Here is a 23,299-nt window from a genome sequence, read left to right on the forward strand (position 1 = left end):
GGCGACGGCCTCGACCGGAACGCGGCCGGGCAGGGCAGCGACCGCTCCGGCGGCATGCACCGCAATGCCCGGACGGAGTCGCGCGCGACGATGCGCCGGGCCCACCGCATGCCCCGTCATCATCGCCCTCACCGCTGAACCGTCCGGACCCGACGGTTTCCGGCCGCACGGAGCGGAGCGGATATCCGGCAACTTCCGGTTCGGCCGGTTTTCGGCGATCCGGGGTGCCTGACGGAGCGGGCGCAGCGTGTTCTGCGACGTCCGCCGGATCGAGAGCCCACGGTGCGTGGGCGCGGTGCCACGAGGACGCGATGCGGGGAGCGGGATTGTGGGGGCGGCTCGCCCTGGGTGCATGCGCGGCCCTGGCCGCCGCCGGTCCGGCGCTGTCGCAGGAGAGGGGGCAGGAGGGGCGGGCGGTCCCGCCCCTCGTCTTCACCGGCATCCCCGACCAGGACGAGAGCCGCCTGGTCGAGCGCTTCGGCAAGGTCGCCGTCTATCTGGAGGCCCAGCTCGGCGTGCCGGTGCGCTACGTCCCGGTGAAGAGCTACCCGGCGGCGGTCACCGCCTTCACCAACGGGCAGGTGCAGCTCGCGTGGTTCGGCGGCTTCACCGGCGTCCAGGCGCGCAAGGCCGTGCCGGGCTCCCAGGCGATCGCGCAGGGCGCCGAGGACGCGGCGTTCAAGACCTATGTCATCGCCAACGCCGCCACCGGGCTGAAGCGCGGGCCGGATTTCCCCAAGGACATCCAGGACAAGACCTTCACGTTCGGCGCCCGCGCCTCGACCTCCGGGCGACTGATGCCGGAATACTTCATCCGGCAGGCCTTCCCGGGGAAGGCTCCCGAGCAGGTCTTCGCCCGGGTCGGCTTCTCGGGCGACCACACCCGCACGATCCAGCTGGTCCAGTCCGGCGCCTTCGCGGCCGGCGCCGTCGACTACTCGGTCTGGGATCTCGACACCAAGGCCGGCAAGGTCGACCGACAAGCCGTCTCGGTGATCTGGGAGAGCCCGACCTTCCCCGATTACCAATGGACCGTGCGGGGCGACGTGGAGCAGACCTACGGCGCCGGCTTCACCGAGAGGCTGCGCTCGGCCCTGACCGGCATCACCGATCCGGCGATCCTGGAGCCGTTCGGGCGCTCGGCGTTCATCCCCGTGACCAACGCCGCCTACGAGCCCCTCGTCGCGGTCGGGCGCTCCACCGGCCTGCTGGACTGAGGCCGGTGTCGGGCGGCGTGGAAGACGGGGCGGCCATCGTCCTCGAGAACGCCTCCGCGTCCTATGGCGGGCGCCCGGTGCTCTCCGGCATCGACCTGACCGTGCGGGCGGGTGAGCGCGTCGCGCTCATGGGCCGCTCGGGGGCCGGCAAGTCGACCCTGATCGGCCTGATCCACGGGCAGGCGCCCGAGCGGGTGGCCCTGGTGCCCCAGGCCGCCGCCCTGGTGGGGCCGCTCTCGGTGTTCCACAACGTCTATATGGGCCGCCTCGACCGGCGCTCGACCCTGCACAACCTGCGCACTCTGGTCCGGCCGGCGCGGGACGACGTCGCCGCGGTGGAGGAGATCCTCGACCGGGTCGGGCTGGCGGACACGCTCTGGGCGCGGGCCGGGGAACTGTCCGGCGGCCAGCAGCAGCGCGTCTCGGTGGCCCGCGCCCTCTACAACGGCCGGCCGGTCCTGGTGGGTGACGAGCCGGTCTCGGCGCTCGACCGCCAGCAGGGCGCGCGGATCCTGACCGAGCTGGCGGCGAGCCACGAGACCCTGATCCTGGCGCTCCACGACGTCGCCCTGGCGCTCGCCCAGACCGACCGGATCGTGGTGCTGGAGGCGGGCCGGATCGTCCTCGACGCGCCGTCGGCCGGCCTCGATCCGGCGCGCCTGCGCCCCTTCTACGAGGCCGCCTGATGCGCGCCGCGTTCCTGCCGCGGCGCGGCTATGCCGCGGTCAGCCGCTGGTTCCTGGCGGCGGCGCTGGCCGGCCTGCTGGTTGCGGACCTGCAGGTCACGACGCTCCATCCGTTCGCCGACCTCGCTCGCCTGCTCGGCGGCCTGATCCGGCCCGATTTCCTCGCGGTCGAGGGCTGGAGCGTCGTCGCCACGGTGGCCTCCGCGATGCTCGGCGTCGGGCTCGGCGCCGGGACGGGCCTGCTGCTCGCGATCCCGTTCGCCCGCTCGCGGACGGTGCGCCTTGCCTGCGCCGGCATCCGCGCCGTCCACGAGCTGTTCTGGGCGCTGCTGCTGATGCAGGTCTTCGGGCTCTCGGCCACCACCGGCGTGCTCGCCATCGCGCTGCCCTATGCGGGGATCTGCGCCAAGGTCTATGCCGAGCTGATCGAGGAGGCCGACTTGGCGGCGATCCGGACCCTGCCCGCGGGGACCGGCGCGGTCTCGGCCTTCCTGTACGCCCGCCTGCCCGAGGTCGCCGGGCGGATGCGCGACTACACCCTCTATCGCCTGGAATGCGGCCTGCGCTCCAGCCTCGTGCTCGGCTTCATCGGCCTGCCGACCCTGGGCTTCGCCTTCGAATCCGCGTTCCGCCAGGGCCGTTACGCCGAGGCCGGGGCGCTGCTCCTGATCTTCTACGTCCTGATCGGCAGCCGCCGGCTCTGGGTGCGTGCCCGGACCGTGCCTGTCCTGCTGGTCGGCGCCGCGCTGGCCCTGCCCCCGAGCATCGGCAGCGCCGCGATCGGCCCGAGCCTCGCGCGCTTCCTCGGCCACGACATCGTGCCGGCGCCGCTCCGGGGCGCCGCTCTCGCCGAACCCGAGACCTGGGCGCGGCTCTGGGCCTGGCTGCGCCCGATCCTGACCGAGCAGGTCCTGCCCGGCACCGCCCAGACCCTGGTCCTGGCGCAGATCGCGCTGGCGGCCACGGCGCTGGGGGCCCTCGCCCTGTTCCCGTTGACCGCGCGGCGCTTCGCCGGCCCGGTCGGGCGGCCCCTGGGGCGGGTGCTCCTCGTGGTGGTGCGCTCCACGCCGGAATACATGCTGGCCTATCTCGGCCTGCAGCTGCTCGGCCCCTCGATGCTGCCGGCGATCCTCGCGCTGGCGCTGCACAATGCCGGCATCGTCGCCTACCTGATGGGCCGGCACGCCGACGCGATCCCCTATCGGGCCGACGCGCCAAGGGGCCTCGACCTCTACGCCTACGAGACCGTGCCCCGCCTCTACGGGCAGTTCCTCGCCTACCTGCTCTACCGCTGGGAGCTGATCCTGCGGGAGAGCACGATCTTCGGCATCCTGGGGGTCACGACGCTGGGCTTCTATGTCGACGCGGCGATCTCGGAGCTGCGCCTCGACGTGGCCGCTCTGCTGATCGCCGCCACCGCCCTGGTGACGGTGGCGGTCGACGCCTTCTCCCGGGGGCTGCGCCGGTCCCTGCGGATCGATGCCCTGCCGACCCGGCTCTCCGGGCCCCAGCCGATCACCGGGGCGGAGGCCGCGGACGGCTGACCGGGCGCCGCCGTCCTTGCGAGCGGAAGCGGGTCACCACGCTGCGGGCGGTCGCTCACGGGCCCGCCCCGGCCGCCTCACCACTTGTAGCTGACCTTCGCCAGCACCCGCCGGGCGTCGCCGTAGAAGCAGGAATTCTCCGCCTGGCAGGACGAGACGAAGCGCCGGTCGGCGAGGTTCGTGGCGTTCACCTGGAAGCGCCAGTTCTCGTAATCGTAATGCACCTGCGCGTCGAACAGCACGTAATCCGGCAGGCGCAGGGTGTTGCCGACATCCGCGAAGGAGCGCCCGATATAGCGCACGCCGCCGCCGAAGCCGAAGCCGCGCCAGTCGCCGGTCGGGATCGTGTAGTCGAAGAACAGGTTGGCGAAGTTCTCCGGGGTGTTGACCGGCACGCGCCCGAGCTGGCCGGGGTTGCCCCGCACGGTGTTGATCCCGAACACCGTGTAGGAGGCCACCACGTTGAGCCCGTCGAACAGGTTGGCCACGAGCTGCGACTCGAAGCCGGTGGAGCGCACCGCACCGATCTGGGTCTGGAACAGCGTGTTCAGCGGGTTCGGGGTCTGCACGTTGTTGCGGTGGATGTCGAAGCCGGCGAAGGTCAGGAAATAGCCCTGGCCCGGCGGCTCGAACTTGACGCCGCCCTCGATCTGGTCGCCGGTCTCCGGCTTGAAGGTCTGGCCGTTGATGTCGGTGCCGATCAGCGGCTGGAACGAGGTCGAGTACATCACGTACGGCGCGAGGCCGAAGTCGAAATTGTAGATCGCCGCCGCCCGGTAGGTGAAGGCGCTGTCGTTGCGGCCGTTGCTGTTGGCGGGCGTCAGGCGGTCGTAGACCCGGTTGTCGACGAAGTCCTGACGGCCGCCGAGGATCAGGCTCAGCTCCGGCGTGAGCTTGATCTGGTCCTGGAAGTAGAGGCCGACCTGCTGGAACGAGTCGGCCTGGATCAGGTAGGGCGAGGCCGAGACCGTCTGCGGGCCGTAGATCGGCGCGAGGATGTTGAGGTTCGGGCCCGGGAAGCCCGAAGCCTGGTTGTCGTGGATCTGGAAGTTCCGGTATTCCACGCCCATCAGGAAGTCGTGCCGGAAGAAGCCGTCGGAGAAGAGGGCCTCGGCCTGGGTGTCGACGTCGAGCTGGGCGACCTTGGCGTGGTCCCGGAACAGGTAGCGGGCGAGCTGCGTCTGCTGCGGATCGGCGTAGCCGAGCTGGCCGATATAGGAGTTCTGGTAGCTCTCCGCGAAGGCGTAGCGGGCGTTCTGGCGGACCGTCCAGGTCTCGTCGAAGGCGTGCTCGAACTCGTAGCCGATGAAGGCCTGGTCGCGCCGGAAGGTGTTGAAGCCGGCATCGCCGACATTGAGCGAGCGCGGGATGCGCAGGCCCAGCACCGTCGGCTTCACCGTGCCGTAATAGGGCAGGAAGTTCGAGGTCACCGCCGTGTTGTCGTGCTGGAAGCTCGACAGGATCGTGAACCGGGTCGCCCCGTCCGGCTTATAGGTGAAGGCCGGCGCGATGTAGTAGCTGTCGTCCGGCGCGCCCTGGACCTGCGTGCCGCCGTTGCGGGCATAGCCGGTGAGGCGGGTGAACCAGTGGCCCTCCCGGTCGGCCGGGCCGCCGACGTCGAAGGCGGCGTAGCGCTGGTCGAAGGAGCCGCCGCCGACCTCGATAAGCCCGAACGGGCTCTCGGTCGGGCGCTTGGTGACCTGGTTGATCAGGCCGCCGGGATTGCCGGCGCCGAACAGCACCGCGGCGGGGCCGCGCAGCACCTCGACGCGCTCCAGCCCGAAGGTGTTGATCCGGTAATACGCGAAGCCGTAGTTCAGGAGCTGCAGGCCGTCCCGGTAGAGGCCGTAATCGCTCGCCACGAAGCCGCGCAGCTGGAAATAGTCGAGGCGCGAATCCGCCCCGAAGGTGCCCGCATAGGTGCCGGCGACGTATTGCGTCGCCTGCTGCAGGGTCTGGGCGTTCTGCGTGTCGATCTGCTGGCGGCCCACGACCGTGATCGATTGCGGCGTCTCGATCAGCGGCGTGTTGGTCTTGGTCGCGGTGGCCGAGCGCCGGGCGACGTAACCGTCGATCGGGCCGGTCGGGCTCTCCACGGGGCGCGCGGGCGCACCGGCGCGGACCGCGGAGGCCGGACCGCCGCCGCCCTGGCCGGTGACGCTCAGCTCCTCGAGCTGCACGGTGCCGCCGGCCGCCGGGTTGGCGGTGCCGCGGCGCGGCGGCGTCGCGTCCTGAGCGAAGCTCGGCGCGGCCTGCGCCAGCACGGCGAGCGAGGCGCCGGCGAGCAGGGCCCGCAGGGTGACGCTGGGGAAGGGGTGGGCGGCTCTCATGGTCTCTTGCCGGATGCGACGCTGCGGGCAGCCGGCCGCGCCCGCCGGATTCGCCCCCGACGCCTCAGCCGCGCTGTTTAGAATTGTGATAAACTACTGTAATATTTGCCTTTTCTCTATCCGGACTACGGACAGCCGGGCCCGTCCGCAAGCGGCCTTCACGCGGAAGGCGACGGCTGTTGCTGTTGCGACACGTATCGGTGGCGCGGCGGTCGCGGCCCGGCGGGGCTACTTCACGCGGTCCGCGAGCCAGCCGGCCAGGACATCCGCCACGGCGTCGCTGTTGGCCTCCAGCATCATCATGTGGCCGTTGCCGCGGAGGCCCTGGTCGGCCAGCCGGACCACGTCCGGCCTGGCGCCGGCCTGGGTCAGGAAGGCGATCGTGCAGTCGTCGTAGGTGGCGTGGAAGGAGGCTTCCGCGGTCACCACCACGGTCGGCACCCTGGCGAGGTTCGGCAGGGCCCGGACGGGCTCGCCCTGCAGCCAGCAGCGGATCCGCCCGTCCGGCGCCTTGGCGTCGGACTTGGCGTCAGACTTGGCGTCGGCCCCCTTGGCCGGCTGCGCCACGCTCAGGTCCTCGGGCGCCTTGACCGGCGGCTCGAAGGTCAGCGGCATGCGGGTCAGCCCATAGGCGCGGGCGCGCCCGTCGCCGGTCTTCTCCCAGAATTCCTTGCCGCCGCGGAACTGCACGTCGAAGAAGGGCGGCCCGTTCGGCTCGACGGCGACATGCGCCTTCACGAGGTCCGGCCGCGCATCCGAGGCCGCCCAGCCGAACAGGGCTCCCTGGCCGTGGGTCAGCAGGATCGCCGGGCCGATCCTGTCCAGCAGCGCCACCAGGGCGGGGTCGACCAGCTCCTCGGTCTGCTGGCTGTTGGCGAGGAACGGGACCTGGCTGGCGAAGAACTGGTCGAAGGCGGCGTTGCCCTGCACGCCGGCCCCGCCCGGCCAGCGGCTGTGGAGCTTGGCCTGCGGATAGAGGTCGTAGACCTCCGGGGCCGTGTGAGTGCGCTCCAGGCTGCGGGTGCCGAGCCGGTCGTAGGGCCCGTAGACCTCCGGATTGGTGCCCGAGCGCCCGCGCCCGACCTGATCGACCACGTAGACCTGATAGCCCTTCTCGACGAAGCGCTGCACCCAGCCGGGCCGCCCGTCCGCGGTGGCGAGGTAGTTCACGCCGGTCTGGGCGAGGCCGTGGACCATCACCACCGGGTAGGGCTGCGTGATCCGGGCGGGACTGCGCGACTGCACGAACATCTGGCCGACCATGACGGTCTTGTCGCCGAGCTTCTCGTAGCGGCCGCCGATGTAGAAGTAGCCGGCGCGGGTCACCGGCTCGGACGGGTCCGGCGCCTCGGGCTGCGGCCGGGGCGGTCCCGGCGGGGCGGCGGAGGAGGGCGCGACCTGCGCCGGCAGCTGGGCCGGGACCGCCCCCTGGGCCCGGGCGGGCCCAGACGCCAGTCCCGCGGCCAGGCTGAGCCCCTGAACGGCGAGCAGCGCCGCGAGGGCGCCGTTCGCGATGCCGTTGCCGGCCATGCCGTCTCTCCCGGATGCGCGCCGCTCCGCGCCGGCGCTTATTGCGGGATACGCAACGTTCGGCCAAGCTGGAAAGCTGCACCGTCCCGTACGATGCCCGGTGCGGGGTCAGGCGAGGTGTCGTCGGACGAAGCGTCGCGGTAACCAGGATTGCGGCCGAGCCCGGCCCCCGGCGCATGCCAGGCGCGATCCCGGCGATGCTGGCGCGGCGCGGGCGGCGCGCCCACCTTGGGGAAGCACCGGCGCCCTCGCGGCGCCCCTCGCCCGGATCGCCCGTGGCGGGGCAAAGCCAAGGACTCCCGCCGTGGATCCCGAAACCGCCAAGACCTTCGTCTCAGCCGCCCTGGTCGCGTCCATCGCCCTGTTCAGTCTGATGTCGCTCCAGGCCTTCGTCGCCCAGATCCTGGCCGACCTCCGCGGCGCCGGGTCAGCCCCGAAGGCCGTGCCGGTCCCGGTCCGCGTCGACCGCCGGGATCCGCCGCAGGCCTGACCGGGCGCGAGGCCGGCTCACGCCGGCTTCCGTCCCCGCGCGGCCCGAGACCGGTCCCGCGCCCCGTGCCCCGCGCGAGGTCGGTCGCGCAACCCTGGTCCGCTGCGTTGCGCGCGATGACGGCCGGAGCCGCGGCGTCCCGCCGGGCTCGGGCCGGGCTCGGGCCAGCCTTGGGCGGAGACCGGGTCAGGCCTCGTCCTGCCGGGCCCGCTCCCGCAGGATGAACTTCTGCACCTTGCCGGTAGAGGTCTTGGGCAGCTCGCCGAACACCACGTGGCGGGGGAGCTTGAAGGCGGCGAGCCGGCCCCGGCACCATTGGATCAGCTCGTCGGCACTCGGGGTCGCACCGGCTTTCAGCTCGACGAAGGCGCAGGGCGTCTCGCCCCATTTCGCATCGGGCTTGGCCACCACCGCGGCGGCGGCCACCGCCGGGTGCTTGAACAGGGCGTCCTCGACCTCGATCGACGAGATGTTCTCGCCCCCTGAGATGATGATGTCCTTCGAGCGGTCCTTGAGCTGCACGTAGCCGTCCGGATGCTTCACCCCGAGGTCGCCGGTGCGGAACCAGCCGCCCTTGAAGGCGGCCTGCGTGGCGGCCGGGTTCTTGAGGTAGCCGCGCATCACCACGTTGCCGCGCATCATCACCTCGCCGATCGTGGCCCCGTCGGCGGGGACCGGCTCCAGCGTCTCCGGGTCGCGCACGTCCAGGGCCTCGAGGACCGGGTAGCGCACGCCCTGGCGGGCCTTCTTGGCCGCCCGCTGGTCGGCCGCCAGCGCGTCCCAGTCGGCGTGCCACGCATTCACCACCGCCGGGCCGTAGCTCTCCGTCAGGCCGTACAGGTGGGTCACGTCGAACCCGGCCTCCGACATGCCGGCCAGCACCGCCTCCGGCGGCGGGGCGGCGGCGGTGAAGAAGGCAACGCGCCGGGGCAGGTCCCGGCGCTCCGAATCGGGGGCGTTGATCAGCATCTGCATGACGATCGGCGCGCCGCAGAGATGCGTGACCGCGTGCTCGGCCATCAGCCGGTACATCGCCTCGGCCCGGACCTGGCGCAGGCAGACATGGGTCCCGGCCACGATCGACAGGGTCCAGGGGAAGCACCAGCCGTTGCAGTGGAACATCGGCAGGGTCCAGAGATAGACCGGGTGCTGCCCGAGCCCGCCCGTGATGACGTTGCCGAGCGCCAGCAGGGCCGCCCCGCGATGGTGGTAGACCACGCCCTTCGGGTCTCCGGTGGTGCCCGACGTGTAGTTCAGGGTGATCGCGTCCCACTCGTCGTCCGGAAGACGCCACGCGTGCTCCGGGTCACCGCCGGCCAGGAAGGCCTCGTAATCGGTCGCGCCGAGGCGGGTGCCGGGCCCGTCGTATTCGGGATCATCGACGTCGATCACGAAGGGCTTGGTCTCCAATCCCTCCAGGGCCGCGGCGGCCGTCCGCGAGAATTCGCGGTCGGTGATCAGCACCTTGGCCTCGCCATGCTCCAGGCAGAAGCGGATCGCGTCGGCATCGAGGCGGGTGTTGAGGGTGTTGAGCACCGCCCCGGTCATCGGCACGCCGTAATGGCACTCGATCATCTCGGGGGTGTTGGCGAGCAGGGCCGCCACGGTGTCGCCCCGGCCGAGCCCGCGCGCCGCCAGCGCCGAGGCGAGGCGCCGGGCCCGGGCGTAGAGGTCCCGGTAGGGCCGCCGCAGGGCGCCGTGGACCACAGCCACGTGATCGGGAAACACCCGCGCGGCCCGGTCGAGATAGAGCAGGGGGGTCAGCGGCTGGTGGTTGGCCGGCACGCGGTCGAGGTCGCGGTCGTAGATCGTGTCGCGGGCCATCCCCGTCCTCCCGGCAAAGTGTTGCCGGGACAGTAGCTTGCCGGAACGGGCGCGATCAATCGGGCCCGCGCGCTTCCTCAGCGGCGCGCCCGACACGGCGCTCAGTGGCGCGGCTCGTCCTCGGGCTCGGGCAGGAAGCGGGCGAGTTCGAAGCCGATCTCGATCATCAGGTGCTCGATCCGGTCGGTGAGCGTCGGCCGGTGCAGGGCGCGGGCGAGGTCGCGCAGGGCGATGATGTGCTCGGCCATCCGGTTCACCACCCGCTCGCTCTGCACGAGGTTGGCGGCCTGCTCCTCGGTGCGGTCGATGGCGATGCCCCGCCCCCGGGTCGCCCCGCCGGCAGGATCGCGCTCGATCCGGCCGCGCATCAGCAGCGTGCGGATCCCGGTGCGCGTATCCTTCGTGCGGAATTCCGCCTCGACGGGACCGCCGGTCTCGGCGACCGCGTGGAGATAGCTCTCGATCCGGATGCGGTCCTCGGGATGGGTGCGGTCCAGGAAGGCCTCGAGGGACACGCCGGCGGCGGCCGCCTCGGGGTCGAGGCCGAGCAGATCCGCCAGCGGGGCCGAGAGCGCGAGCTGGCCGGCCCAGTAATCGTGGGCCCAGGTGCCCACGACGCCGGAGGCTTCCAGAATGGATTGGGGGATCGGGGCTTGGGCCATGCCATTCCTCGCCGGGGCGATCCTTGCCTTTAAACTTGAGGTTTTCACCCCCACCAGACTCCTCGTCTCACCCGCACTCACGCTACGGTATCCGGGCGTCGCTGGAAAGGCTGTTAACCCTCTATATGCCAAGAATCTTAACTTGAAGTTTAGGAAGATCTCCTGTTCCGGCGCAGGGCCGGGATATCCGGACCGGACCGCGGTCTTAACGGCTCGTTAACCATGTCGGCCCCAACCTGTGCCAGGGCATCCTTGGGTCACAGGATCGCGGCACGCCGCAATTCTCATACCTGAGGTTGGCCAAGCGGCGCAGCGACCAGCAATCGTGGGCGCCCGGACGGATGCACGGGGCCTTCTGGAGGACGCCCAGGATGAAAGCGATCACCTTCGTCACGCAGAAGGGCGGCAGCGGCAAGAGCACGCTGTGCATCTCGCTGGCGGTCGCCGCCCGGGAGGCGGGCCATACGGTCTGCATCCTGGAGATGGACCGGCAGGCGACGATCTCCGACTGGCTCGACCACCGCACCGCCGACGGTCCCGAGGTGGCGCAGATCGACGCCACCCAGATCGACGCCGTGATGGAGCGCCTGCGCGACTCGGCCTACGACTACGTGTTCATCGACACGCCCGGCGTCGATTCCACCGGCACGCTCTCGGCGATCCGCGCGGCGGATCTGTGCATCATCCCGTGCCGGCCAACCCCCGCGGATCTGCGGGCGTTCAAGCCGACGCTGGCCGCCATCTACCGGCTGGAGAAGAAGTTCGCCTTCGTGCTGAACCAGACCCCGCCGCGCTCCTACCGGGTCCGCGACGCCGCGGACGGGCTGGCGGTGCTCGGCATCCTGCCCGACGTCAACATCGTCGCCCGTACCGACCACCAGGACGCGATCGGCCTCGGCCAGGGCGTCACCGAGTTCAACCCGAAGGGGCAGGCCGCCGGGGAGGTTCGCCGCCTCTGGTCGTGGATCGAGCGCCGCACGCAGTCCCTGAGGACGGGCCAGCATGTCAAAGCCGCCTAAGCTCAGCCTCGCGGCGATCGTCGCCTCGGCGAGCCCGCCGGCCCGGCCCTTGGCGGCCCGGCCGCAGGGCGCCGAGATCGTGTCGCTCGCCCTCGCGCCCCCGGCGCCGAAGCCTGCGGCCACGCTCAAGCAGCGGGCCCGCCAGATGTCGGTCTACCTGGAGCCGCCGGTCTACGACCAGCTGCGTGACCTCGCCTATGCCGAGCGGACCAAGATGCACGCCCTGATGCTGGAGGGCCTCGACCTGCTGTTCAAGCAGCGGGGCGCCCAGTCCATCGCGCAGCTCACCGACACGCAGAGCCGCTGAGCGCCGGCGGATTCGGGCCCGGGGCGGCCGCGTGACCCCGTCGTCCCGGGGCCGCACGGCGGAACCCGGGATCCAGACGCGCCGAGGCGGCAAGTCTTTGCACCGATCCTGGTTCTCGATTGCCCGCCTCCGGCGTGCCGCTCCGGATCCGGACCCGCCTGCGGCACGCCGGAAGGACGGCGCGGATCGACCGGTGTGAGACCGCCGCGGCGCGCTCCCTCCCGGGCCTTCTCGATCCGCACCCCGCCCCTGCCCCCACGGAAAAGGGGGCGCGGCGCCCCCTGAGACGGGAGGGGGCCTGCGCTGACGGAATGCCGATTATTTCTTCCATTCCAATGATTTGATCGCCGACCTTCAGGCATCGCCCGAGATCCGGGCAGCCGCGCAGCCGCGCATCTGAACCCCGCCGCGCGGCGCCGTTCAGGCTTCCTTTACGCGACCGATACAATTCTCGGTGGATCGGCTGACCGTCCTCACGGCCAGCCGGCTTCGGTCCGGTCCCGGTCACGCGTAGAGTTTGGTGAACCCCACGATGGTGCGCACGACGCTCCCCCGGCCGGCGCGCCTCGCCCTGCGGCTCATGGCCGTCTCGGGCGTGGCCCTGGCCACGGCCAATTGCGCGACCTCGCCCCAGCAGAAGCTCGCCGCCGGGAACGGCATCGACCCGAAATACGGGGTCAAGGCGAGCCCGCGCCTCTACAACGAGGGCGACGTGATCCCGAAGGGCGGCGGGCGCCGCTACACCGGCAAGCCCTACGTGGTGGCCGGCCAGACCTACGTCCCGAAGGAGAATCCGAACGGCTACGTGCGCGAGGGGCTCGCCTCCTGGTACGGCTCGGCCTTCCACGGCCGCATGACCGCCAACGGCGAGGTGTTCGACCGCCACTCGATCGCCGCCGCCCACCCGACCCTGCCGCTGCCGAGCTACGCCCGGGTGACGAATCTCGAGAACGGCTACTCGATGGTGGTGCGGGTCAACGACCGCGGCCCCTACCATGCCGGGCGCGTCATGGACGTGTCGGAGGAGGCGGCCGATGCGCTGGGCTTCCACCGCCGGGGCACCGCGCATGTGCGCGTCGAGTATGTCGGCAAGGCCTCGGTCGCCGGCAGCGACGACCGCAAGCTGCTCGCGAGCCTGCGCACCGACGGGCGTCCCGCCGGCCGCTCGGCCGTGATGATGGCCGATCTCGGCCCGACGGAGGACACGGAGCGCTACACGCGCTCCGCCCCGGCGCTCGCCTTCAAGCCGGCCCAGGATTCCGCTCCGGAGCGCGAGGAGCCCGCCGAGGCCCCGGCCGCCCGGCCCGAGAGGAATGCGCCGGTGCGCGCGCCGATCGTGCTGGCCTCGGCCGCCGTCACGGTCCCGGCGGCCGTGCAGCCCACCGCCCCCCGGGTGCGGGAGTTCCGGCCGGCCCCCGTCCAGAGCGCCGCGGCCAAGGGCGGCAGCCTCGGGACCGGGAGCCTGAAAGTCGCCGGTCTCAACCCGGCCCTCGCACCGGCGGCGCCCCAGGGCCATGCCGGCGGGAAATTCGCCCCGAAGCCCGGTCCGGCGGCCCGTCCGGCGCTCGCCGAGATCCACGGCCGCGGGGCTCCGGCGCCCGGGCCGACGAAGCTCGCCAAGGCCTCTTCCGCGCCCGCCTCGGCCCCGCCCTCGGCGATGCCGGCCGCGGCCAAGCTCGCCATGGCGCGCCTCGCCGCGGTGCCGGCCAAGGCGGCCCCGTCGAAGGGTGGCACCCCCTCCACGCAGGCGTCGTCCGCCAAGGCTGCCGGGCCGAAGGCGCCGACCACCAGGACCGCCGCCGATGCGCGCCACCCCCGCCTCGCCGGGATCTACTGAGGCCGGCCGCCGACACGGCGCGGCCGGGCCGGCCCGAGGATCCGGCCGCCGATGCGGCATTTCGCATTCGATCCGGCGCCGAAACCGTAATATGGTCACGCTTGTTATTGGGATACGGCCGGGACGCTTCCGGCCCGACGGCAGGCGTGGGACGGAACGGCGATGCGCAGACCCCTTCTCACCCTTCTCGCGGCCGCCTGCGCGCTGGGCGCCGGCCTTTCCGCCGCCGCGCAGGGCTTCCAGACCGCGGCCCCGCACGCGATCCTGATCGACGCCGATTCCGGCTCGGTCCTGTTCGAGAAGGCCGCCGACGAGCGCTTCTCGCCGGCCAGCATGGCCAAGCTGATGACCACCGACATCGTGTTCGAGGCGCTGAAATCCGGCCGCCTGTCGATGGACACGGAGTTCACCGTCACCGAGGACGCGTGGAAGCGCGGCGGGGCGGGGGGCGGCGGCTCGTCGATGTTCGCGCAGGTCAACAGCCGCATCAAGATGGCGGACCTGCTGCGCGGCCTGATCGTGCAGTCGGGCAACGACGCGGCGATCACCATCGCGGAGAACATGGCCGGCTCCGAGGAGGCCTTCGCCGGGCTGATGAACCAGCGCGCCAAGGAGATCGGGCTGACGAACTCGACCTTCCGCAACGCCACCGGCTATTCGGCGCCCGACCAGAAGGTCACGGCCCGGGACATGGCCAAGCTCGCGCTGCACATCATCGACACCTACCCGGACTACTACAAGATCTTCGCCGAGAAGGAGTTCACCTGGAACAAGATCCGCCAGCAGAACCGCAACCCCTTGCTCGCCCTCGACATCGGCGCGGACGGGCTCAAGACCGGCTACCTGGAGGAATCCGGCTACGCGCTCACCGGCTCGGCCGTGCAGAACGGCCAGCGGCTGGTGCTGGTGGTCTCGGGGCTCAAGACCGCCCGGGACCGCGCCGCCGAGTCGCGCAAGCTGATGGAATGGGGGTTCCGCGCCTTCGAGCCCCGGCAGGTCTTCGCGCCGGGCGAGACCGTGGCCGAGGCCTCGGTGTTCGGCGGCCAGTCGGGCTCGGTGCCGCTGGTGGCGAAGAAGCCCGTGCGGGTGCTGCTGCCCCGCGGCTCCAACGACCGGGTCAGCGGCAAGGTGGTCTATACCGGGCCGCTGGTCGCCCCGGTGGAGGAGGGCCAGCGGGTCGGTATCCTGCGCATCCAGCGCGGCGACACCGTCGCCCTCGACCAGCCGCTCTTCGCCGGCGCCGCGGTGGAGCCCGGCACCCTGTCGCAGCGAGCGATGGATGCGGCGCTGGAATTCGGCACCGGCCTCGTCCGCAAGGCCCTCGACCGGGCCGGCAAGGGTGGAGACAAGGGAAGCGACAAGGGTGCTGCCGGGGCGGCCAACCCCTCGTGACGGCGCGCCCGTGACGCGGCTCGGCGATCCCGCGGAGGCAGGCGCCTTCATCACCTTCGAGGGCGGGGAGGGGGCCGGCAAGTCGACCCAGATCGCCCGCCTCGCCGCGACCCTGCGCGCGCATTCGGGCCGGGCGGTGTGCGTGACGCGCGAGCCCGGCGGCTCGCCGCGGGCGGAGGAGATCCGCACGGCGCTGCTCGACGGCGTCGCCAAGCCCTACGGTCCCTTCGCGGAAGCCCTGCTGTTCAGCGCCGCCCGGATCGACCACCTCGACCGGCTGATCCGCCCGGCTTTGCGCCGGGGCGAGACCGTGCTGTGCGACCGCTTCATCGACTCGACCCGGGCCTATCAGGGCGCCGCCGGGGGGCTCGACCCCGGGGTCGTGGACGCTCTGGAGCGCGTCGTCGTCGGCCCGACCCGGCCCGACCTCACCCTGATCCTCGACCTCGCCCCCGAGGCCGGCCTCGCCCGCGCGGCCGGACGCGGCGCCCGGACGGGGCAGGGGGCCGACCGGTTCGAGGCCGAGGCCCTCGACTTCCACATCCGCCTGCGGGAAGCCTTCCTGGCGATCGCCCGGGCCGAGCCGGACCGCTGCGCGGTGATCGACGCGGCCCGCGATCCCGACGCGGTCGAGGCGGCGATCCGCGCCGTTGTCGCGTCCCGGCGGCCGGCCCTGCTGCCGGGCGAGGGCAGAAGCGGCGATGCGGCGTGAGGCTATGCCTGACCTATCCGAGCCCGGCTTCATCGCGGTAAGCAGCGGCTCAGCGGCACCGGCGGGAGCGCCGGACGGAGCCGGGCTCGCAGGCCTGCGCCAGGACGCTCTCGGCATGAAGCCCTTCGCATGAAGCCCTTCGCATGAAGATCCGGGCATGAAGCTCACCGACCGCGTCGCCGACGACGTCGAGCCCGGGGACCTGCCCGGGATCCCGCGCCCGCGCGAGACCCTGGGGCTGGTCGGCCACGCGGCCGCCGCCGAGTCCTTCGCGGCCGCGATCGCGGCGGGGCGCCTGCACCATGCCTGGCTGCTCGGGGGCGCCCCCGGCATCGGCAAGGCGACCCTGGCCTACCGGGTCGCCCGGCGCCTGCTCGCCTATCCCGGCGGTGGCGGTCCGGCCGGCCTCGACGTGCCGGCGGGCGATGCCGTCCTCGGCAAGGTGGCGGGCCTGTCGCATCCGAATCTCGTGGTCCTGCGCCGCCACCGGGTCGCCGGCGCCAAGGCGCTGCCGACCAAGATCTCGGTCGACATGGTGCGCCGGGCCCTGGACCTGTTCGCCTCGACGGCCGCGGATTCCGGCTGGCGCGTCTGCATCCTCGACAGCGCCGAGGACCTGAACGCCAACGCCGCCAACGCCCTGCTCAAGGTCCTGGAGGAGCCGCCGCCCCGGGCGCTGTTCCTGATCCTGTCCCACCAGCCCGGCCGGCTGCTCCCGACGATCCGCTCCCGCTGCCGGGCGCTGATGCTGCGCCCCCTCCCGGCCGAGGACGTCGCCCGGGTGGTGCGCGGCCTGCCCGAGCCCTTCCCGCAGCCCGACGAGGCCGCCCTGGCCCGGGCGCTGGCCCAGTGCGAGGGCTCGGTCGCCCGGGCGCTCGCGATGCTCGACCCGGTCACGTCAGGCCTCGTGGCCGAGATCGAGACCCTGCTGGCGCGGGCGCGCAATCCCGACTGGGGCCGGGTGCTCAAGCTCGCCGAGACCCTGGCGGGCCGCGACGCCGAGGCGCGGTTCGAGGCCGCCCAGGACGCGGTGCTGCGCTTCGTCTCGGCCGAACTCGACCGGCGCCGGGACGAGCCCCCCGCCCGCCTCGCCGCCCTGGTGGAGGTCGCCGACCGGTTCGGCCGCGCCGCCCGGGAGGCGGCGATCTACAACCTCGACCGCCGCCCGGTGGTGCTGTCGCTGTTCGGTGACCTCGCCGGGGTGGCGTAGGGCGGGGGGATCGACCCGGGCGTGCCCAGCGATCAACCCCTGGGTTTGCCGGAAGCGATCATGCGTCGGCAGACCGGCAAGTTCGGCTTTGGGTAGTTTTCCGCCGGTCCGCTTCCAGTCGGCTTAGCGATGAAGAGGACGTGCCGTCGCGCCCGCTCTCGACCCCTGCCGGGCCTTCGGAAGGTCCGCTTGCCGGCAATCCAAGGGTTCCAATCGGATAATCTTGACTGGAAGCAGGGCGTTCACTTCGGATCGCAGGGTGAGCAGGCGGATGTTCGCCGAGGATTCCCGATCCTGTTCGGGCGCCGCAACATCCGCCTGTGCGATCGGCTGTTCAGGCGGCCTCGGCCTCGATCTCCGCTTCGAAGCGGCTGACGAACTCGTCCATCCCGGTCTCTCCCGTGTCGACAGACTTGGCGTTCCCGGCCGCCACGACCGTCACGTCGGTGATGCCGACCACATTCAGGATCAGGCGCAGGTACTGGGTCGCGATGTCCCGATCCCGGATCGGAGAGCCTTCCGTGTAGACGCCACCGGAGGCCAGCAGCACGGTGGCTTTCTTGCCGGTGACGAGGCCCTTCCCGTCCATCCCCAGCGTTAGCCCCTTGCGCACGACGTGGTCGATCCACGCCTTCAGCGCGGCCGGGACGTTGTAATTATAGACGGGCGTCGCGATGACCACGTGATCGGTCGCCAGCAGCTCGGCGACCAGCTCGTCCGACAAGCGCAGCACCGCCTTCATCTCCTCCGAATGCCGCTCCGGCGGGGTGAAGTAGGCCTGGAGCCAGGGCGCGGTCACGAAGGGCAAGTCCGTCTGCATCAGGTCACGCTCGACCACTTCCCCATCCGGGTGGGTGGACCGCCACCGGGCGACGAAGCGACGGGTCAGATTGCGTGAGATCGAGTGGCCGCCGCGCGGACTGGCCTCGACGACGAGTAGGCGGCGCATGGTAGTCTCCACGATGGGTGCTGGGGCGTGTGGCGGCTCGGTGTGAACCGTCTGGGTGAGACGTGTTTGCCTGCTGGTTCTCCCGCTTGGGAGTGATAAAAATCCGATATACTCTATCAGCTCAGGCGATGGATGATCGGCAGCCTCACCCTCGACCAGCTTCGCGTGCTGGTGACCATCGCCGACCTCGGCAGCTTCTCGGCGACCGGCCGGCGGCTGCAGCGCGCCCAATCGGCGATTAGCCAGAGCGTGGCTTCGCTGGAGAGGGCTCAAGGCGTCACGCTGTTCGACCGCTCCGGCCATCGCCCTCGGCTGACGGAGGTCGGCCTCGCGCTCGTCGGACAAGCGCGCCTCGTGTTGGCGAGCGCCAGCCGCTTCGAGGCGGTGGCGGCGGGGACCCGCGAGGGGATCGAGGCCGAGCTTGCCGTCGCCATCGACCCGCTGGTGCCTACGGCCCCGCTGATCGAAAGCCTGCGCGCACTCCGGGACGCCTTTCCCCATCTGCCGGTCAGCTTCTCGACCGAGGGCCTGCGTGGGGCCGAGCGGCGTCTCCGCCGGGGTGAGGCCGCCCTCGCCTTCTGCCTCCTGCTCCCGGCCGTACCCGAGGACCTCGTTGCCCTGCCGCTGCTCGGGGCGCGGCTCCTGCCAGTCGCCGCACCGAGCCATCCCCTGGCGCAGCTTGGCCGGGCTGCCACCCGAGCGGACATCGAGGAGCACGTCCAACTGGTCCTGTCCGACCCGTCCGCTACGGAGGGACCGAACTACGGCGTCATCGGCTCCAAGATTTGGCGCTTCGTCGACCTCGGCCGTCGGCTGGACTTCCTCCTCGCCGGGCTGGGCTGGTGCCGAATGCCGGAGGATCTCGTTGCGCCTTTCCTGGAGGACGGACGCCTTGCGATGCTCCGCATCGACGAGGAGCCTGCCGCCACGGCCGGCACCTTGACGGTGTACGCCGCGCACATGCGGGACCGCCCGCTCGGACGCGCGGGGAGATGGCTCCTCAACGACCTGCAAAACCGCGTGGAGATGTCTCTTTCGGCGCCCGTACGATGAACTGGCGAGCCACTCAGCTTATGGCCTTCGCCATGACGACCGCGCTGCACCTCCTCTGCGGAGGCGGCCAGATCGGCTGAACGCCCGAGAATGACAGGGAGCCGAAGGTCGGCTTACGGAACCGGAGCCAACTTCCGTTTGCCACCCCGAGCCGAAGTTGCCGGGCGGCCGACGAGTGTCCGCTTATGGGAAGCGCCGATGTTCATCCGCACAGCTGGCATGGGTCGCATGGGGAATGGAAGCTTGGGGTAGAATCTTGCCGGCCCGCTCCCACTCCTTGACAATGTTCCTATTTTGTGCTTCCTAGCCGCACCTGCCCACGGCGCTTCGGGAGCGATCCCGGAGCGTCCTTCATGGGGCCCGTCCGGTGGCTGACCGGGCGGGTCCGGGGGTGGGGCGGCGCCCGCGTCGGTGGCTCTCAGCCGCCATCGCCCCGGGCGGCGTGCCCGGTACGGGGCGTGTCTCGGTGGCGGGCGTGAGACCGGGCGGTGCTTTGCCCGGCGGGGGTGGAAACGCCCCCGCGCCGACCCGCTTCTGGGCCGACCCTACGCACCCTGCGGATCCGCCCACTACGAGGCGGGCGAACGGCTGGAAGGCCACGGACACTGATAGCGGGTTCCGGAGGCGCGTGCGCCTCGCCTGAGACCGCTTGGCAGGCCGGCGCAGGACGGGGACGTCGAAAGACGCCGCGACGAGAAAGACGGCACCGGCCGGGGACCATGCCCGGTCGATGCCGCGGGCGCCGCGGGGATCGGATCCCGCGCGTTGACTGGCCGACACCTGGGTTCCCGCGGCGTCCCGCGTCCCGCGTGTTCGCTTCTTGGGCCATGCCCCCGGCGCCAAAGGCGCGCGGGGACGATCGCGCATGGCGGGAGAGGACCGAAATTCCCCCGCCTCCCGGGCCGGCCGACGACGCGATGGCGCCGGTCCCGCGGGCGGCACCGGTTGCGTCCCGGCTCCGGCCGCGCGACAACGCGGGCAGCTTCCCGCGCTCATCCGGAACACCACAGACGTGACGTCCAACGCCCCGGCGAATCCCCGAAAGACCTTCGGCCTTTCGACCGCGATCTCCTATCCCAACGGCGCGCCCCATATCGGCCATGCCTACGAGGTGATCGCCGCCGACGCCATCGCGCGCTTCCACCGGCTCGACGGCTACGATGTGCTGTTCTCCACCGGCACCGACGAGCACGGGCTGAAGATCCAGCAGGCCGCGACCCGGGCCGGCACCACGCCGCGCGCATACGTCGACGGCACCGCCGCCCGGTTCCAGGCCATGGCCGACCGGATGGACTGCGCCTACGACCGCTTCATCCGCACCACCGAGCCGGGCCATTACGCGGCCGCCCAGGAGATCTGGCGGCGCATGGAGGCCAACGGCGACATCTACCGCGACAAGTATGCCGGCTGGTACTCGGTCCGGGACGAGGCCTATTACGACGAGGCCGAGACGCGGCTCCTGGAGGACGGCAGCCGCCGCAGCCTCGCCACCGACACCCCGGTCGAGTGGATGGAGGAGGAGAATTTCCTCTTTCGTTTGTCCGCCTACCAGGACCGGCTGCTGAAGCTCTACGAGGACCAGCCCGGCTTCATCGGGCCGGAGACCCGGAAGAACGAGGTGGCGAGCTTCGTGCGCTCCGGCCTCAAGGACCTCTCGGTCAGCCGCACCAATTTCGACTGGGGCGTGCCGGTGCCCGACCACCCGAACCACGTCATGTACGTGTGGGTCGACGCGCTCACCAATTATCTCACCGTCACCGGCTTCCCCGACGCGGAGAACCCCAAAACAAGATTCTGGCCGATGGACCTGCACATCATCGGCAAGGACATCGTGCGGTTCCACGCGGTCTACTGGCCGGCCTTCCTGATGTCGGCCGGGCTGCCCCTGCCCAGGCGCGTCTTCGGCCACGGCTTCCTGCTCTCCAAGGGCGAGAAGATGTCGAAGTCGCTGGGCAACGTCCTCGACCCGTTCGAGCTCGCCGACACCTACGGGGTCGACCCGGTGCGCTACTTCGTGCTGCGCGAGGTGCCGTTCGGCGGCGACGGCAGCTACAGCCACGAGGCGATCATCGGCCGGATCAACGCCGATCTCGCCAACGACCTCGGCAACCTCGCCCAGCGCTCGCTCTCGATGGTCGCCAAGAACTGCGACGGCGCGGTGCCGGATCCCGGCAGCCTGGACGACGCGGACAGGGCCCTGCTGGCCCAGGCCGATGCCCTGCCGGCGCGGGCCCGCGCCCTGATGGGCGAGCTGGCGCTCCACACCGTCCTGGCCGAGATCTGGGCCGTGGTGGCGGAGGCCAACCGCTACTTCGCCGCCCAGGAGCCGTGGCGCTTACGCAAGTCCGACCCGGCGCGGATGAACGCGGTGCTGTACACGACGCTGGAATCCCTGCGGGTCTTCGGCATCCTGACCCAGCCCTTCGTGCCGGGGGCGGCGGAAAAACTCCTCGACCTGCTGGCGGTGCCGGCCGACCGGCGCCAGCTCGCCGACGTGGGGGAGGGCGGTCGCCTCGTACCCGGCACGGCGCTGCCCGCCCCCGCGCCGATCTTCCCGCGCTTCGAGCGCCCCGAAGCTCCGGCAGCCTGACGACCCCGAGACCCGATGCTCATCGACAGCCACTGCCATCTCGACTTCCCGGATTTCTCTGCCGACCTCCCGGGCGTGATCGCCCGCGCCAGGTCGGCGGGCGTCACCGGCATGCTCACGATCGCCACCCGGGTCGCCAAGGCCGACACCTACCGGGCGATCGCCGAGGCCCATCCGGAGGTCTGGTACACGATCGGCACCCATCCCCACGGCGCCGCCGAGGAGCCGGACGTCGCCGCCGAGACGATCGCCGACATCGCCAAGGCCAGCCCGCGCTGCGTCGGGATCGGCGAGGCCGGGCTCGACTACCACTATTCCGACGCGGCCCCCGAGGCCGTGCAGGAGCGGGTGCTGCGCGCCCACATCGCGGCGGCGCGCCTCGCCGGGGTGCCGCTGGTGATCCATGCCCGGGACGCCGACGACCACATGGAGCGGGTGCTCGCCGACGAGATGGGCCGGGCGCCGTTCCGGGCGGTGCTGCACTGCTTCTCGTCGGGGAGGCGGCTGGCGGAGGCCGGGGTCGAGCTGGGGCTGTACGTGTCCTTCTCGGGCATCGTCACCTTCCGGCGCTCGCACGAGCTGCGCGACATCGCCCGGGCCGTGCCCCGCGACCGGATCCTGGTGGAGACCGATGCGCCGTTCCTGGCGCCCGAGCCCCACCGGGGGCGGACCAACGAGCCGGCCTACACGGCCGACACCGCCCGGTCGCTGGCCGAGACCCTGGGGCTGCCGGCCGAGGATCTCGCCCGGATCACGACGGCGAATTTTTTCGCGCTGTTCGACAAGGCCGCCGGAACGCATCCGGGCGCCGCGTGACGCGTGAGGAGCGGGAGATCCGGATGGCGAGCCTGACCCTGCGCATCCTCGGCTGCGGCTCGTCCGGCGGGGTCCCGCGGGTCGGAAGCGGCTGGGGTGCCTGCGACCCGGAGGAGCCGCGAAACCGCCGGCGGCGCTGCTCGATCCTGGTCGAGCGGGCCTCGGAGGCAGGACGGACCACCCTGCTGGTCGACACCTCGCCGGACCTGCGCGAGCAGCTCATCGACGCCGGCGTGACCCGCCTCGACGGGGTGCTCTACACCCACGCCCACGCCGACCACACCCACGGGATCGACGACCTGCGCCCGCTGGTGATCGCCATGCGGGCCCGTATCCCGGTCTACGCCGACGCCCTGACCCGGTCTCTGCTCACCACCCGGTTCGGCTACTGCTTCGAGACGCCCCCGGGGAGCGCCTATCCGCCGATCCTCGACCTGCGCGACCTCGCCGCCGGCCACGACCTGACCCTGGAGGGGGAGGGCGGTCCGATCACCGTGGAATCGCTCCCGGTGGAGCACGGCAACGAGGCGGCCCTGGGCTTCCGCTTCGGCGGCGCGGCCTACATGCCCGACGTCAGCCTGATCCCGGATTCGACCTTGGCCCGGCTGCACGGCCTCGACCTGCTGATCATCGACGCCCTGCGGGATGTTCCGCATCCGACGCATTTCTCCGTCTCGGATGCGCTCGCGCTGATCCGCGCGGTCAGCCCGCGCCGCGCCGTGCTCACAAACCTGCACACCGATCTGGACTACGCCGCCCTGGCGGCCCGCCTGCCCGAGGGGGTGGTGCCCGCCTATGATGGAATGCGCCTGAGCCTCGACGCCTGACGGCGCTCAGGGGAGGGCACCGAATCGGGCGTCACACCCCTGTCGTCGCCGGAGTCCAAGAAAATCGGCTTCCGGGCGAACAAGGCTGTTGACGGCGGGGAAGGCCGGCCGTATACCCCGGTTCATCGGCGCCGGCCGCGGAAGTGGACCGGGCGCTGAGCCATCTTCTGACAAGCGGCGGGACTGGCCGGCGAAGTAGCCGGACGGTCTTCTGTTTGCCTCTGATGACCTCGGGTGACTGGGGCGGTTCTTTGACAAGTTGGAATGAGGAAGGGAGACGCGGGCGGCGTTTGTCCTTGCGGCT

The 23,299-nt window shown here is 71.6% G+C and carries 19 protein-coding genes; 14 read left to right on the forward strand and 5 right to left on the reverse strand.

The window, feature by feature from the left end:
* Positions 1–311 precede the first annotated feature (311 nt).
* Genes BLT59_RS24835 through BLT59_RS24845 form a run of 3 tightly spaced genes read left to right on the forward strand, consistent with a single transcriptional unit; the run spans position 312 to position 3,447 of the window.
* Positions 312–1,217 carry a putative selenate ABC transporter substrate-binding protein gene (locus BLT59_RS24835; RefSeq protein WP_091787118.1) on the forward strand — a complete coding sequence of 302 codons (906 nt, stop codon included), beginning with the start codon at positions 312–314 and terminating at the stop codon, positions 1,215–1,217.
* 5 nt (positions 1,218–1,222) lie between these two features.
* Positions 1,223–1,903 (forward strand): ATP-binding cassette domain-containing protein, encoded by a 681-nt coding sequence (locus BLT59_RS24840; protein WP_244514135.1) that lies wholly within the window; start codon positions 1,223–1,225, stop codon positions 1,901–1,903.
* Positions 1,903–3,447, forward strand: a complete 1,545-nt coding sequence (locus BLT59_RS24845) for a PhnE/PtxC family ABC transporter permease (RefSeq protein ID WP_091787121.1) — start codon at positions 1,903–1,905, stop codon at positions 3,445–3,447. The genes BLT59_RS24840 and BLT59_RS24845 overlap by 1 nt, the downstream gene beginning before the upstream one ends.
* Before the next feature lie 77 nt (positions 3,448–3,524).
* Here the strand turns inward: BLT59_RS24845 and BLT59_RS24850 are convergent, their stop codons facing one another.
* Both BLT59_RS24850 and BLT59_RS24855 read right to left on the reverse strand, forming a co-directional pair.
* Positions 3,525–5,777 (reverse strand): TonB-dependent siderophore receptor, encoded by a 2,253-nt coding sequence (locus BLT59_RS24850; RefSeq protein WP_091787124.1) that lies wholly within the window; start codon positions 5,775–5,777, stop codon positions 3,525–3,527.
* Between the two features lie 228 nt (positions 5,778–6,005).
* Positions 6,006–7,307: an alpha/beta hydrolase gene (locus tag BLT59_RS24855; RefSeq protein WP_175544126.1), complete on the reverse strand. Its 1,302-nt coding sequence runs from the start codon at positions 7,305–7,307 to the stop codon at positions 6,006–6,008.
* Positions 7,308–7,611: 304 nt separating this feature from the next.
* Between BLT59_RS24855 and BLT59_RS24860 the strand changes: the two genes are divergently transcribed.
* Positions 7,612–7,797: a hypothetical protein gene (locus BLT59_RS24860; protein ID WP_091787127.1), complete on the forward strand. Its 186-nt coding sequence runs from the start codon at positions 7,612–7,614 to the stop codon at positions 7,795–7,797.
* A 186-nt stretch (positions 7,798–7,983) separates the two neighbouring features.
* On the opposite strand, the gene BLT59_RS24865 is transcribed toward BLT59_RS24860, so the two are convergent.
* Both BLT59_RS24865 and BLT59_RS24870 read right to left on the reverse strand, forming a co-directional pair.
* The gene (locus BLT59_RS24865; protein ID WP_091787130.1) at positions 7,984–9,621 is read right to left on the reverse strand and encodes an acyl-CoA synthetase; all 1,638 of its coding nucleotides are present in this window, start codon (positions 9,619–9,621) and stop codon (positions 7,984–7,986) included.
* Positions 9,622–9,722: 101 nt separating this feature from the next.
* Positions 9,723–10,283 carry a PAS domain-containing protein gene (locus tag BLT59_RS24870; RefSeq protein WP_091787133.1) on the reverse strand — a complete coding sequence of 187 codons (561 nt, stop codon included), beginning with the start codon at positions 10,281–10,283 and terminating at the stop codon, positions 9,723–9,725.
* Positions 10,284–10,654: 371 nt separating this feature from the next.
* Between BLT59_RS24870 and BLT59_RS24875 the strand changes: the two genes are divergently transcribed.
* The 6 genes from BLT59_RS24875 (at position 10,655) to BLT59_RS24900 (ending at position 16,760) form a co-directional block, all read left to right on the forward strand.
* A complete protein-coding gene (locus BLT59_RS24875; protein ID WP_091787135.1) occupies positions 10,655–11,302 on the forward strand; it encodes a ParA family protein in 648 nt (215 codons plus the stop codon).
* The gene (locus BLT59_RS24880) at positions 11,286–11,609 is read left to right on the forward strand and encodes a ribbon-helix-helix domain-containing protein (protein WP_091787138.1); all 324 of its coding nucleotides are present in this window, start codon (positions 11,286–11,288) and stop codon (positions 11,607–11,609) included. Before BLT59_RS24875 ends, BLT59_RS24880 begins: the two co-directional genes overlap by 17 nt.
* A 532-nt stretch (positions 11,610–12,141) precedes the next feature.
* Positions 12,142–13,446, forward strand: coding sequence for a septal ring lytic transglycosylase RlpA family protein (locus BLT59_RS24885; protein ID WP_139174107.1), 1,305 nt, complete (start codon positions 12,142–12,144; stop codon positions 13,444–13,446).
* Positions 13,447–13,608: 162 nt separating this feature from the next.
* Complete coding sequence (locus BLT59_RS24890; RefSeq protein WP_091787141.1) at positions 13,609–14,838, forward strand: D-alanyl-D-alanine carboxypeptidase family protein; 1,230 nt, start codon at positions 13,609–13,611, stop codon at positions 14,836–14,838.
* Between the two features lie 10 nt (positions 14,839–14,848).
* Entirely contained in the window at positions 14,849–15,550 is a 702-nt protein-coding gene (gene tmk, locus BLT59_RS24895; protein WP_091787144.1) for a dTMP kinase, read from the forward strand.
* A gap of 157 nt (positions 15,551–15,707) precedes the next feature.
* On the forward strand, positions 15,708–16,760 hold the full coding sequence (locus BLT59_RS24900) for a DNA polymerase III subunit delta' (protein ID WP_091787147.1): 1,053 nt from the start codon (positions 15,708–15,710) through the stop codon (positions 16,758–16,760).
* Between the two features lie 334 nt (positions 16,761–17,094).
* Here BLT59_RS24900 and BLT59_RS24905 read toward each other — a convergent pair whose 3' ends face one another.
* Positions 17,095–17,709, reverse strand: a complete 615-nt coding sequence (locus BLT59_RS24905) for an FMN-dependent NADH-azoreductase (RefSeq protein ID WP_091787149.1) — start codon at positions 17,707–17,709, stop codon at positions 17,095–17,097.
* Between the two features lie 132 nt (positions 17,710–17,841).
* Here BLT59_RS24905 and BLT59_RS24910 point away from each other — a divergent pair, with 132 nt between their 5' ends.
* From BLT59_RS24910 to BLT59_RS24925, 4 genes are all read left to right on the forward strand, one after another.
* Positions 17,842–18,762, forward strand: a complete 921-nt coding sequence (locus BLT59_RS24910; RefSeq protein WP_091787151.1) for a LysR family transcriptional regulator — start codon at positions 17,842–17,844, stop codon at positions 18,760–18,762.
* Positions 18,763–19,774: 1,012 nt separating this feature from the next.
* Complete coding sequence (gene metG, locus BLT59_RS24915; RefSeq protein ID WP_091787154.1) at positions 19,775–21,352, forward strand: methionine--tRNA ligase; 1,578 nt, start codon at positions 19,775–19,777, stop codon at positions 21,350–21,352.
* A 15-nt stretch (positions 21,353–21,367) separates the two neighbouring features.
* Positions 21,368–22,168, forward strand: a complete 801-nt coding sequence (locus BLT59_RS24920; RefSeq protein ID WP_091787157.1) for a TatD family hydrolase — start codon at positions 21,368–21,370, stop codon at positions 22,166–22,168.
* Positions 22,169–22,191: 23 nt separating this feature from the next.
* Positions 22,192–22,995, forward strand: a complete 804-nt coding sequence (locus BLT59_RS24925; RefSeq protein WP_091787177.1) for an MBL fold metallo-hydrolase — start codon at positions 22,192–22,194, stop codon at positions 22,993–22,995.
* Positions 22,996–23,299: the final 304 nt, after the last annotated feature.

Origin of the sequence: Methylobacterium sp. UNC378MF (assembly GCF_900103195.1) — a bacterium.
GTDB lineage: Bacteria > Pseudomonadota > Alphaproteobacteria > Rhizobiales > Beijerinckiaceae > Methylobacterium.

Coding starts and splice junctions, on each gene's coding strand:
- BLT59_RS24875 (WP_091787135.1), top strand. CDS start 10,655: ATGAAAGCGATCACCTTCGTCACGCAGAAGGGCGGCAGCGGCAAGAGC.
- BLT59_RS24890 (WP_091787141.1), top strand. CDS start 13,609: ATGCGCAGACCCCTTCTCACCCTTCTCGCGGCCGCCTGCGCGCTGGGC.
- BLT59_RS24910 (WP_091787151.1), top strand. CDS start 17,842: ATGATCGGCAGCCTCACCCTCGACCAGCTTCGCGTGCTGGTGACCATC.
- BLT59_RS24850 (WP_091787124.1), bottom strand. CDS start 5,777: ATGAGAGCCGCCCACCCCTTCCCCAGCGTCACCCTGCGGGCCCTGCTC.
- BLT59_RS24865 (WP_091787130.1), bottom strand. CDS start 9,621: ATGGCCCGCGACACGATCTACGACCGCGACCTCGACCGCGTGCCGGCC.
- BLT59_RS24845 (WP_091787121.1), top strand. CDS start 1,903: ATGCGCGCCGCGTTCCTGCCGCGGCGCGGCTATGCCGCGGTCAGCCGC.
- BLT59_RS24925 (WP_091787177.1), top strand. CDS start 22,192: ATGGCGAGCCTGACCCTGCGCATCCTCGGCTGCGGCTCGTCCGGCGGG.
- BLT59_RS24855 (WP_175544126.1), bottom strand. CDS start 7,307: ATGGCCGGCAACGGCATCGCGAACGGCGCCCTCGCGGCGCTGCTCGCC.
- BLT59_RS24885 (WP_139174107.1), top strand. CDS start 12,142: ATGGTGCGCACGACGCTCCCCCGGCCGGCGCGCCTCGCCCTGCGGCTC.
- BLT59_RS24900 (WP_091787147.1), top strand. CDS start 15,708: ATGAAGCTCACCGACCGCGTCGCCGACGACGTCGAGCCCGGGGACCTG.
- BLT59_RS24905 (WP_091787149.1), bottom strand. CDS start 17,709: ATGCGCCGCCTACTCGTCGTCGAGGCCAGTCCGCGCGGCGGCCACTCG.
- BLT59_RS24880 (WP_091787138.1), top strand. CDS start 11,286: ATGTCAAAGCCGCCTAAGCTCAGCCTCGCGGCGATCGTCGCCTCGGCG.
- BLT59_RS24835 (WP_091787118.1), top strand. CDS start 312: ATGCGGGGAGCGGGATTGTGGGGGCGGCTCGCCCTGGGTGCATGCGCG.
- BLT59_RS24920 (WP_091787157.1), top strand. CDS start 21,368: ATGCTCATCGACAGCCACTGCCATCTCGACTTCCCGGATTTCTCTGCC.
- BLT59_RS24870 (WP_091787133.1), bottom strand. CDS start 10,283: ATGGCCCAAGCCCCGATCCCCCAATCCATTCTGGAAGCCTCCGGCGTC.